A 9,622-nucleotide genomic window follows, 5' to 3' on the forward strand; every position below is an offset into this window, starting at 1 on the left:
CGGCTCGCTCAACGCGAACGCCGCCACCGCGCTGCCGTCGGCCACCCGGGGGAGCCAGCGGGCGCGTTGGGACTCCGTGCCGTGGGCGTGGACGGGGTGGGCGCCGAGGCCCTGGAGGGCGAGGGCCGTTTCGGCTTCCGTGCAGGCGTAGGCCAGGGACTCGCGCATCAGGCACAGGTCGAGCGCGCCGGAGGTGAAGAGCCGGCCGAGCAGTCCGAGGCTGCCGAGTTCGGCGAGCAGGGCCCGGTTCACCCGGCCCGGTTCGCCCTTGTCGGCCAGCGGGCGCAACCGCTCCGCGGCGAGGGCGCGCAGCTCGGCGCACCAGGCGAGTTGTGCCGGTTCGAGCGAGAATGCGGTCATCGCCGGTCCCTTCTCCGCCACCCCTGCCTCCCGGCCGGGCCACTCCGAGGTTATCGCGGACCGTTGACTGTCGTCACCAACACGATACGCTCCTGGAGCGAGCCCACCACGCCAAGGGGGCGAACCGTATGAATCCACGGGGTACGGCCCACGTCGACACCTTCGTCCGTGACCATCTGCCACCCCCGGACCAATGGCCCGAGCTCCGTTTCGACCTGCCGGAGCTGCGTTACCCCGAACGGCTCAACTGCGCCGCCGAACTGCTCCACGGCCCGCCCGGCGACCGCCCGGCGTTCCTCACCCCGGCCGGAGAGCCATGGTCGTACGCCGACCTGCGCGCCCGCGTCGACCGCATCGCGCACCTGCTCACCGGCGAACTCGGCGTCGTCCCAGGCAACCGCGTGCTGCTGCGCGGCCCCACCACCCCCTGGCTCGCGGCCTGCTGGCTCGCGGTGCTGAAGGCGGGGGCCGTCGCGGTCACCGTGCTCGCCCAGCAGCGCCCGCACGAGCTGAGCACGATGTGCGAGATCGCCCGCGTCCGGCACGCGCTGTGCGACATCCGGGCCGTCGACGACCTCGCCAAGGCCGAGATCCCCCACCTGCGGATCACCACCTACGGCGGTGACGCCCCGAACGACCTCCTCAACCGCCCGGCGCCCGGCACACCGTACGAGGCCGTCGACACGGCGGCCGACGACGTCGCGCTGATCGCCTTCACCTCCGGCACCACCGGCCGCCCCAAGGGCTGCATGCACTTCCACCGGGACGTCCTGGCCATCGCCGACACCTTCTCCCGGCACGTCCTGAAGCCCCACGCGGAGGACGTGTTCACGGGCAGTCCCCCGCTCGGCTTCACCTTCGGGCTCGGCGGGCTGGTGGTCTTCCCGCTGCGGGCCGGGGCGAGCGCCCTCCTGCTGGAGCAGGCCGGTCCCAGGCAACTGCTGCCGGCCATCGCCCGCCACCGGGTGTCCGTGCTGTTCACGGCCCCGACGGCGTACCGCGCGATGCTCGACGAGCTCGACGGACACGACGTCTCGTCCCTGCGCCGCTGCGTCTCGGCCGGCGAGAACCTGCCGGCGGCCACCTGGCGGGCCTGGCACGACCGCACCGGCCTGCGCGTCATCAACGGCATCGGCGCCACCGAGCTGCTGCACATCTTCATCTCCGCGGCCGACGAGCGGATCCGGCCCGGCACGACGGGCGTCCCCGTGCCCGGCTGGCACGCGCGCGTGCAGGACGAGCACGGCGAGCCGGTGCCCGACGGGGAGCCGGGGCTGCTCGCGGTGCGCGGACCGGTCGGCTGCCGCTACCTCGCCGACCCGCGGCAGCGGGAGTACGTGCGCGGCGGCTGGAACATCACCGGCGACACCTACGTCCGCGAGGCCGACGGCTACTTCCGGTACGTCGCCCGCGCCGACGACATGATCATCTCGGCCGGGTACAACATCGCCGGGCCCGAGGTCGAGGAGGCGCTGCTGCGGCACCCGGACGTGGTGGAGGCCGCGGTCGTGGGACGGCCCGACGAGGCCCGCGGGCAGGTTGTGGTGGCCTTCGCCGTCCTCAAGGAGGGAGCGGAACGGGACGCCGGGGCGCTGCGCGCCTTCGTGAGGAGCGAGCTCGCGCCGTACAAGTGCCCGCGCGAGATCGTCTTCCTGGACGCGCTGCCGCGCACGGCCACCGGCAAGCTCCAGCGGTTCAGGCTGCGCACCGGCGGGCACCCGGACGGCCGCACCGAAGGCGACCGGGAACGACCGGGAGTGACCCGAACGACCTAAGATGATCAACGTGTCCGACCAGCATGCACCACGGTCTCTCATCGTCACGCTCTACGGCGCGTACGGCCGCTTCGCGACGGGCCCCGTGCCCGTCGCCGAACTGATCCGGCTGCTCGCGGCGGTCGGGGTGGACGCCCCGTCCGTACGCTCCTCGGTGTCGCGGCTGAAGAGACGCGGACTGCTCGTGCCCGCCCGCACCGCGCAGGGCGCGGCCGGGTACGAACTGTCCCCGGACGCCCGTCAGTTGCTCGACGACGGCGACCGGCGCATCTACGCCACGGCTCCTCCCGAGGACGAGGGCTGGGTGCTCGCCGTGTTCTCCGTGCCGGAGTCGGAGCGGCAGAAGCGGCACGTGCTTCGCTCCCGGCTGGCCGGTCTCGGTTTCGGCACGGCCGCGCCGGGCGTGTGGATCGCGCCCGCGCGGCTGTACGAGGAGACCCGGCACACCCTCCAGCGGCTGCGGCTGGACGCGTACGTCGACTTCTTCCGCGGTGACCACCTCGGCTTCGCCCCGACCGCGGAGGCCGTCGCCCGCTGGTGGGACCTGGCCGCCATCGCCAAGGAGCACGAGGCGTTCCTCGACCGCCACGCGCGCGTGCTGCACGCCTGGGAGAAACGCGAGGACGCTCCGCCGGAGGAGGCCTACCGCGACTACCTCCTCACCCTGGACTCCTGGCGCCACCTCCCCTACATCGACCCGGGCCTGCCGGCCGAACTGCTCCCGGAGGACTGGCCGGGCACCCGCTCGTCGGCGGTGTTCCAGGGGCTGCACGAGCGGCTGCGGGACGCGGGCGCCGAGTTCGTGGGGCTGCTCAGCTCCCCAGAGTGAGGCGCGGCTTGGGCGCGTCCGTGCGGCCCGTCTGCGGGCGGCGGCTGCCCGCGCGGTAGGGGGTCGGCCAGACGGCGCCGGGGCCCGTGTAGCCCTGTTCGGCCGCCGCGTGCAGCGTCCAGTGCGGGTCGTAGAGGTGGGGGCGGGCCAGGGCGCACAGGTCGGTGCGGCCCGCCAGGATCAGGGAGTTGACGTCGTCCCAGGAGGAGATCGCGCCGACAGCGATCACCGGGATGCCGGTGGCGTTGCGGATCCGGTCCGCGTACGGCGTCTGGTACGACCGCCCGAACTCGGGCCGCTCGTCCGCCACGACCTGCCCCGTCGACACGTCGATCGCGTCGGCGCCGTGCGCGGCGAAGGCCCGGGCGATCTCGACGGCGTCCTCGGCCGTGGTCCCGCCGTCGGCCCAGTCGGTGGCGGAGATCCGGACGGTCATGGGCCGCTCCCCCGGCCAGACGTTCCGTACGGCGTCGAACACCTCCAGCGGGAAGCGGAGCCGTTTCTCCAGCGAGCCGCCGTAGGCGTCGGTACGGCGGTTGGTCAGCGGGGAGAGGAAACCGGAGAGCAGATAGCCGTGGGCGCAGTGCAGTTCGAGCAGGTCGAACCCGGCCCGGGCGGCGCGGCCGGCGGCGGCCGCGAACTGCTCCCGGATGTCGGTGAGTTGCGCGCGGGACAGCTCGCGCGGGGTCTGGCTGAACGGCTTGTACGGCAGCGCGGACGCGGCCACGAGCGGCCAGTTGCCCTCCTCCAGCGGCTCGTCCATGCCCTCCCACATCAGCTTCGTGGAGCCCTTGCGGCCGCTGTGGCCGAGCTGCACGCCGATCGCGGTGCCGGGCGCCCGGTCGTGCACGAAGTTCGTGATCCGCTTCCAGGCCTCGGCCTGCCGGCCGGTGTAGAGGCCGGCGCAGCCGGGCGTGATCCTGCCCTCCTCGCTGACGCACACCATCTCGGTCATCACCAGCCCGGCCCCGCCCATGGCCCGTGCGCCCAGATGGACCAGATGGAAGTCGCCGGGAACGCCGTCGGCCGCCGAGTACATGTCCATGGGCGAGACGACGACCCGGTTGCGCAGGGTCAGGCCGCGCAGCCGGAACGGCGTGAACATCGGGGGCGTGCCGGGCGGGCAGCCGAACTCCCGCTCCACCGCCTCCGTGAAGAGCGGGTCGCGCAGCCGCAGGTTGTCGTGGGTGACGCGGCGGCTGCGGGTGAGCAGGTTGAAGGCGAACTGGCGGGGCGGCTGGTCCAGGTACAGGGCGAGGTTCTCGAACCACTCCATGCTGGCCCGGGCCGCGCGCTGCGTGGAGGCGACGACGGGCCGCCGCTCCGCCTCGTACGCGGTCAGGGCCTCCTCCAGTGATTCCTGTTCCTCCAGGCAGGCGGCCAGGGCCAGGGCGTCCTCGACGGCGAGCTTGGTGCCGGAGCCGATGGAGAAGTGGGCGGTGTGGGCGGCGTCGCCGAGGAGGACGACGTTGCCGTGCGACCAGCGGTCGTTGACGACCGTGCGGAAGGTCGTCCACGCCGAGTTGTTGGACTTCAGGGGACGGCCGCGGAGGGCTTCCGCGAAGATCTTGGCGCAGCGTTCGACCGACTCGGCTTCGCCGAGTTCGTCGAAGCCGGCCGCGTGCCAGACCTCCTCGCGCATCTCGATGATCACGGTGGAGGCGTCGGCGGCGTAGGGGTAGCCGTGCAGCTGCATGACGCCGTGTTCCGTTTCGGCGATCTCGAAGCGGAAGGCGTCGAAGGGGAAGTCGGCGGCGAGCCAGATGTAGCGGCAGCGGTGGGTGGTGACCCGGGGGCGGAAGACGTCCGCGTAGGTCTCGCGTGTGGTGCTGTGGATGCCGTCCGCCGCGATGACCAGGTCGTGGGTCTGCGGGAGCCCTTCCGGGGCCTCGGTGTGGAAGCGGAGGTCGACGCCGAGTTCGCGGCAGCGGGTGTGGAGGATCTCCAGGAGGCGTTTTCTGCCGAGTGCGGCGAAACCGTGTCCTCCGGAGGTGTGGCGGGTGTTGCGGTGGACGATGTCGATGTCGTCCCAGCGGATGAAGTGTCTCTGGAGGGCCTCGTAGACGTGGGGGTCTGCGTGTTCTATGCCGCCGAGGGTTTCGTCGGAGAGGACCACGCCGAAGCCGAAGGTGTCGTCGGGGGCGTTTCGTTCCCAGACGGTGATGTCGCGGGTGGGGTCGAGGCGTTTGAGGAGGGCGGCGGCGTAGAGGCCGCCGGGGCCGCCGCCGATGATGGCGACGCGTAGGGGGTTGTCCGGCCCGGTGGGCGAGTGCGGGTTGTCTGTGGCTGGTCGCGCAGTTCCCCGCGCCCCTGAAGTACCTGCACTCACCGTCCGCTCCACTTCGGGGGGCGCTTCTCCGTGAACGCCGCGTGGAACTCTGCGTAGTCCTCTCCGGTCATCAGGAGGGCCTGGGTGGAAGCGTCCAGTTCCACCGATGCCGCCAGGGGCATGTCCAGTTCCGACGTGAGGAGGGCCTTGGTCTGGGCGTAGGCCAGGGCCGGGCCGGTTGCCAGGCGGTGGGCCAGTTGTCGTGCTGTCTCGTCGGCCTGGCCTTCCTCCGTCAGTTCGCTGATCAGGCCGATGCGCTCGGCCTCGGGGGCGCGGACCGGGTCGCCCAGCATCAGGAGGCGGGTGGCGTGGCCCAGGCCCACGACCCTGGGCAGGAGGTAGGCCGCGCCCATGTCGCCGCCGGAGAGGCCGACCCGGGTGAAGAGGAAGGCGAAGCGGGCCGTGGGGTCGGCCACGCGGAAGTCGGCGGCCAGGGCGAGGACCGCTCCGGCACCGGCCGCCACGCCCTGGACCGCCGCGATCACCGGGAAGGGGCACTCCCGGATGGCGCGGACCACCTGGCCGGTCATCCGGTTGAAGTCGAGGAGCTGGGCGGTGTCCATGCCCAGGGTGGCGCCGATGATCTCGTCGACGTCGCCGCCGGAGCAGAAGCCACGGCCCTCGCCGGCCAGCACCAGGGCCCGTACGGACCGCTCCCGGGACAGCTCCGCGAGCAGGTCGCGCAGGTCGGCGTAGGCGCCGAAGGTGAGCGCGTTGAGTTTCTCGGGGCGGGCCAGGGTGACGGTGGCGACGCCGTCGGTGAGGTCGACGCGCAGATGCTGCCAGCTCGGGGTGCGGACGGCGGAGCCGGTGAAGGGACTCATGACGTGCGGCCTCCTAGGGCGGGCACTGCCTCACTGAGCTCTACCCTACGAAGTTATCACTCATTCGTGACTGTCGTCATGAGTGCGCGATAGGCCGTCCGGGTAGGACTTCATGGGGAGCCGGGCGTGAGCCGGGCCGGTCACATCCGTCACAGATCATCCACACCGGCGTAACGGCGGGAGCAGCTGTGCGCGGCACGGCGTTCACCTGGGTAAGCCGTGCGGCAAGGGGGCCGCAGGCCCTCCGGCAGTGCCCCTCGGACGCCTCGGAAGAGTGGCGCCGTACCATTCATAAGGTTGAAAGCAGGATGTCCTGCTCCATGAACGGACCCGCCTTGTACGAACTCTCCTCAGCCCCCGCCTCCTGGCGCATCGCGCTGCCGCACACCGCCGCGGCGGTGCCCGTGGCCCGTGCCCTGGTCCGTACGGCGCTGACCGAGCTGGAGCACGGGGCGGACCGTGACACGGCGGAGTTGCTCACGGCGGAGCTGGTGGCGAACGCCGTGGAGCACACCTCCGGCGAGACGCCGATAGAGCTGGTGGTGGAGCTGATGCCGTCGGGCTGCCAGGTCGAGGTGCACGACACCGACCCGCAGCCGCCCGGCGATCTCACCTGTCCGTCCGGCCGGATGCCCGACCCCTGGCAGGAGCACGGGCGCGGTCTGCTGCTGATCCGCACCCTGAGCTCGTCGTGCGGGCACCGGCCGACCGAGTCCGGCAAGGCGGTGTGGTTCCGGCTGCCCGTGGTGCCGGCTCAGCGGCGCCCGTCGGCCTGACGCGGTTCAGCCGAGGGTCGCGACCAGCACGGCCTTGATCGTGTGCAGACGGTTCTCCGCCTCGTCGAAGACGACGGAGTGCGCCGACTCGAAGACCTCGTCCGACACCTCCAGGTACTCCAGGCCGTGCGCGGCGTGGATCTCCTGGCCGACCTTGGTGCCGAGGTCGTGGAAGGCGGGCAGGCAGTGCAGGAACTTCACGTCCGGGTTGCCGGTGGCGCGCAGGACGTCCATGGTCACGGCGTACGGGGCGAGGGCGGTGATGCGCTCGGCCCAGACCTCCTTCGGCTCGCCCATGGAGACCCAGACGTCGGTGGCGACGAAGTCGGCGCCCCGGACGCCCTCGTCCAGGGTCTCGGTGAGGGTGATGCGGGCGCCGCTGGTCTCGGCGAGGGCGCGGGCCCGGTCGACGACCTCCTCGGCCGGCCAGTAGTCCTTCGGGGCGACGAGACGCACGTCCATGCCGAGCAGGGCGCCGGTGACCAGGTAGGAGTTGCCCATGTTGAAGCGGGCGTCGCCGAGGTAGGCGAAGGTCATCCCGGTCAGCGGCTTGGCGCAGTGCTCGGTCATGGTCAGCACGTCGGCGAGCATCTGGGTGGGGTGCCAGTCGTCGGTGAGCCCGTTGTAGACGGGCACACCGGCGTGCGCCGCCAGTTCCTCCACCTTCTGCTGGCTGTCGCCCCGGTACTCGATCCCGTCGTACATCCGGCCCAGCACCCGCGCGGTGTCGCGCACCGACTCCTTGTGGCCGATCTGCGAGCCGGACGGGTCGAGGTACGTCGTCGAGGCGCCCTGGTCGGCGGCCGCGACCTCGAAGGCGCAGCGGGTACGGGTGGAGGTCTTCTCGAAGATCAGCGCGATGTTCCGGCCCCGCAGGTACTGCGTCTCGGTCCCGGCCCTCTTGGCGGCCTTCAGCTCGGCGGCCAGCTCGACCAGACCGCGGAACTCCTCCGCGGTGAAGTCCAGCTCCTTGAGGAAGTGGCGGCCGGCGAGGGCGGTCGGGACTGTCGCCATGGGGCGCTCCAGGGATACGGCGGTACGGGGACGGGCAGGACTGCTGGAATACTATACGAAACTCAGCATGCCTATACGTCGACGTGGGGGTGCCTATACGGGCTCCCGTTCGACCGGGCAGCTCATGCACCGCGGTCCGCCCCTCCCCCGCCCCAGCTCACTGCCCGGGATCTCTATCACTTCGATGCCCTGTTTGCGCAGGTGGGTGTTTGTGGTGGCGTTCCGCTCGTAGGCGACCACGACGCCGGGTTCGACGGCCAGGACGTTGCAGCCGTCGTCCCACTGCTCGCGTTCGGCCGCGTGCACGTCCTGGGTGGCGGTCAGCACCCGGATCTCGTTCAGGCCGAGCGCGGCGGCGATCGCGCGGTGCATGTGCTCCGGCGGATGGTCGGTGACCTTGAGCTCCTTCTCGCCCACGCCCGGTTCGATGGTGTACGAGCGGAGCATGCCGAGCCCCGCGTACTGGGTGAAGGTGTCGCCGTCGACCATCGTCATCACGGTGTCGAGGTGCATGAAGGCACGCCGCTTGGGCATGTCGAGGGCCACGATCGTCTCGGCGGAACCGGCGGCGAACAGCTTGTGCGCGAGCATTTCGACGGCCTGGGGCGTGGTGCGCTCGCTCATGCCGATGAGCACCGCCCCGTTGCCGATGACCAGGACGTCCCCGCCCTCGATGGTGGACGGGTAGTCGGCCTGCCCCTCGGACCAGACGTGGAAGGTCTCGTCGCGGAACAGCGGGTGGTGCCGGTAGATCGCCTCGAAGTGCACGGTCTCGCGCTGCCGGGCGGGCCAGCGCATCGCGTTGATGGAGACGCCGTCGTAGATCCACGCGGAGGTGTCGCGGGTGAAGAGGTGGTTGGGCAGGGGGTCCAGCAGGAAGTCGTCCAGTTCCATGACGTGGAAGCGCACGGAGGTCGGCTCCGGGTGCACGTCGAGGAACTCGCGCTTGGTCATGCCGCCGACCAGGAGCTCGGCCAGCTCCGCCCCCGGCAGGTGCTCGAAGGCGGCTCTCAGATGGTCGGTGGCCAGCGGGCCGTACTCCTTCTCGTCGAAGACCCGGTCCAGGACGAGGGTCCTGGCCGCCGGGACCTGAAGGGCCTCGGCCAGCAGGTCACCGAAGAGGTGGACGGTGACGCCCCGGTCGCGCAGCACGTCGGCGAACCCGTCGTGCTCGGCGCGGGCCCTGCGCACCCACAGCACGTCGTCGAAGAGCAGCGAGGTCTTGTTGCTGGGGGTGAGCCTCTTGAGCTCGAGATCGGGCCGGTGCAGGATGACGCGGCGCAGCCGCCCGGCCTCGGAGTGGACGTGGTAAGCCATGCCTCCATCCTGACCATCGGAGCGCCGGTTGACGCGCTGCTCGCGCGTTTCGGCGAACTCTTGTTTGCGTCTGCCTGACGACAACCAGCCCGGTCCGGGAGGGCTCCCCGCTCATCCCCCGGTCAGCCGCTGGGCAGCGGCTGGAGCAGCTCCGGCCGGGCCAGCATGCGCCGCGTCGCCCGTCCGGGGTCGAGCACGGCCCGGGCGACGATCCAGCCGGCCAGGGCGTGCGGCTCGGCGGGGTCGGCGGCCAGCTGTCCGGCGTACCGGGCGAGCGCGGCGGCCGCGTCCCCGGCGGCCAGGTGCTCGTCCGCGGTGTGCGGTACGGCGGGGCGGTCGGCGAAGGCGTGCGTGCGCACATCGGGCCAGGAGGTCCGGTCGGGGCGGAAGCGGGGGCC

At 71.8% G+C, this 9,622-nt stretch carries 8 protein-coding genes and 1 pseudogene; 3 read left to right on the forward strand and 6 right to left on the reverse strand.

Annotation, left to right across the window (positions count from 1 at the left end; all coding sequences use genetic code 11):
* The coding region (locus CA983_RS34840) for an acyl-CoA dehydrogenase family protein (protein ID WP_208637104.1) at nucleotides 1–360 on the reverse strand (360 nt) is incomplete at its 3' end.
* Between the two features lie 128 nt (nucleotides 361–488).
* On the opposite strand from CA983_RS34840, the gene CA983_RS34845 reads away from it, so the two are divergent.
* On the forward strand, nucleotides 489–2,135 hold the full coding sequence (locus tag CA983_RS34845) for an AMP-binding protein (protein WP_086604753.1): 1,647 nt from the start codon (nucleotides 489–491) through the stop codon (nucleotides 2,133–2,135).
* Nucleotide 2,136: 1 nt separating this feature from the next.
* Nucleotides 2,137–2,964 carry a PaaX family transcriptional regulator gene (locus tag CA983_RS34850; RefSeq protein ID WP_086604754.1) on the forward strand — a complete coding sequence of 276 codons (828 nt, stop codon included), beginning with the start codon at nucleotides 2,137–2,139 and terminating at the stop codon, nucleotides 2,962–2,964.
* Here CA983_RS34850 and CA983_RS34855 read toward each other — a convergent pair.
* Together CA983_RS34855 and CA983_RS34860 are read right to left on the reverse strand one after the other, a co-directional pair.
* Nucleotides 2,948–5,293 (reverse strand): bifunctional salicylyl-CoA 5-hydroxylase/oxidoreductase, encoded by a 2,346-nt coding sequence (locus tag CA983_RS34855; RefSeq protein WP_244207224.1) that lies wholly within the window; start codon nucleotides 5,291–5,293, stop codon nucleotides 2,948–2,950. The genes CA983_RS34850 and CA983_RS34855 overlap by 17 nt on opposite strands.
* Nucleotides 5,290–6,117 (reverse strand): enoyl-CoA hydratase family protein, encoded by an 828-nt coding sequence (locus tag CA983_RS34860; RefSeq protein ID WP_086604756.1) that lies wholly within the window; start codon nucleotides 6,115–6,117, stop codon nucleotides 5,290–5,292. Before CA983_RS34860 ends, CA983_RS34855 begins: the two co-directional genes overlap by 4 nt.
* Before the next feature lie 308 nt (nucleotides 6,118–6,425).
* Here CA983_RS34860 and CA983_RS34865 point away from each other — a divergent pair, with 308 nt between their 5' ends.
* Nucleotides 6,426–6,893 (forward strand): ATP-binding protein, encoded by a 468-nt coding sequence (locus CA983_RS34865; protein WP_086604757.1) that lies wholly within the window; start codon nucleotides 6,426–6,428, stop codon nucleotides 6,891–6,893.
* Between the two features lie 6 nt (nucleotides 6,894–6,899).
* On the opposite strand, the gene argF is transcribed toward CA983_RS34865, so the two are convergent.
* The 3 genes and pseudogenes from argF to CA983_RS34880 all read right to left on the reverse strand — a co-directional run.
* Nucleotides 6,900–7,907 carry an ornithine carbamoyltransferase gene (gene argF, locus CA983_RS34870; RefSeq protein WP_086604758.1) on the reverse strand — a complete coding sequence of 336 codons (1,008 nt, stop codon included), beginning with the start codon at nucleotides 7,905–7,907 and terminating at the stop codon, nucleotides 6,900–6,902.
* Between the two features lie 93 nt (nucleotides 7,908–8,000).
* Nucleotides 8,001–9,224, reverse strand: a complete 1,224-nt coding sequence (locus tag CA983_RS34875; RefSeq protein WP_086604759.1) for an arginine deiminase — start codon at nucleotides 9,222–9,224, stop codon at nucleotides 8,001–8,003.
* A gap of 122 nt (nucleotides 9,225–9,346) precedes the next feature.
* Nucleotides 9,347–9,622, reverse strand: a pseudogene (locus CA983_RS34880) (radical SAM protein); the annotation flags it as partial.

Origin of the sequence: Streptomyces swartbergensis, from assembly GCF_002148965.1 — a bacterium.
Taxonomy (GTDB): domain Bacteria; phylum Actinomycetota; class Actinomycetes; order Streptomycetales; family Streptomycetaceae; genus Streptomyces; species Streptomyces swartbergensis.

Excerpts from the sequence above, each read along its gene's own strand:
- CA983_RS34845 (WP_086604753.1), top strand. The coding sequence starts at position 489 with ATGAATCCACGGGGTACGGCCCACGTCGACACCTTCGTCCGTGACCAT.
- CA983_RS34865 (WP_086604757.1), top strand. The coding sequence starts at position 6,426 with ATGTCCTGCTCCATGAACGGACCCGCCTTGTACGAACTCTCCTCAGCC.
- CA983_RS34875 (WP_086604759.1), bottom strand. The coding sequence starts at position 9,224 with ATGGCTTACCACGTCCACTCCGAGGCCGGGCGGCTGCGCCGCGTCATC.
- CA983_RS34850 (WP_086604754.1), top strand. The coding sequence starts at position 2,137 with ATGATCAACGTGTCCGACCAGCATGCACCACGGTCTCTCATCGTCACG.
- argF (WP_086604758.1), bottom strand. The coding sequence starts at position 7,907 with ATGGCGACAGTCCCGACCGCCCTCGCCGGCCGCCACTTCCTCAAGGAG.
- CA983_RS34860 (WP_086604756.1), bottom strand. The coding sequence starts at position 6,117 with ATGAGTCCCTTCACCGGCTCCGCCGTCCGCACCCCGAGCTGGCAGCAT.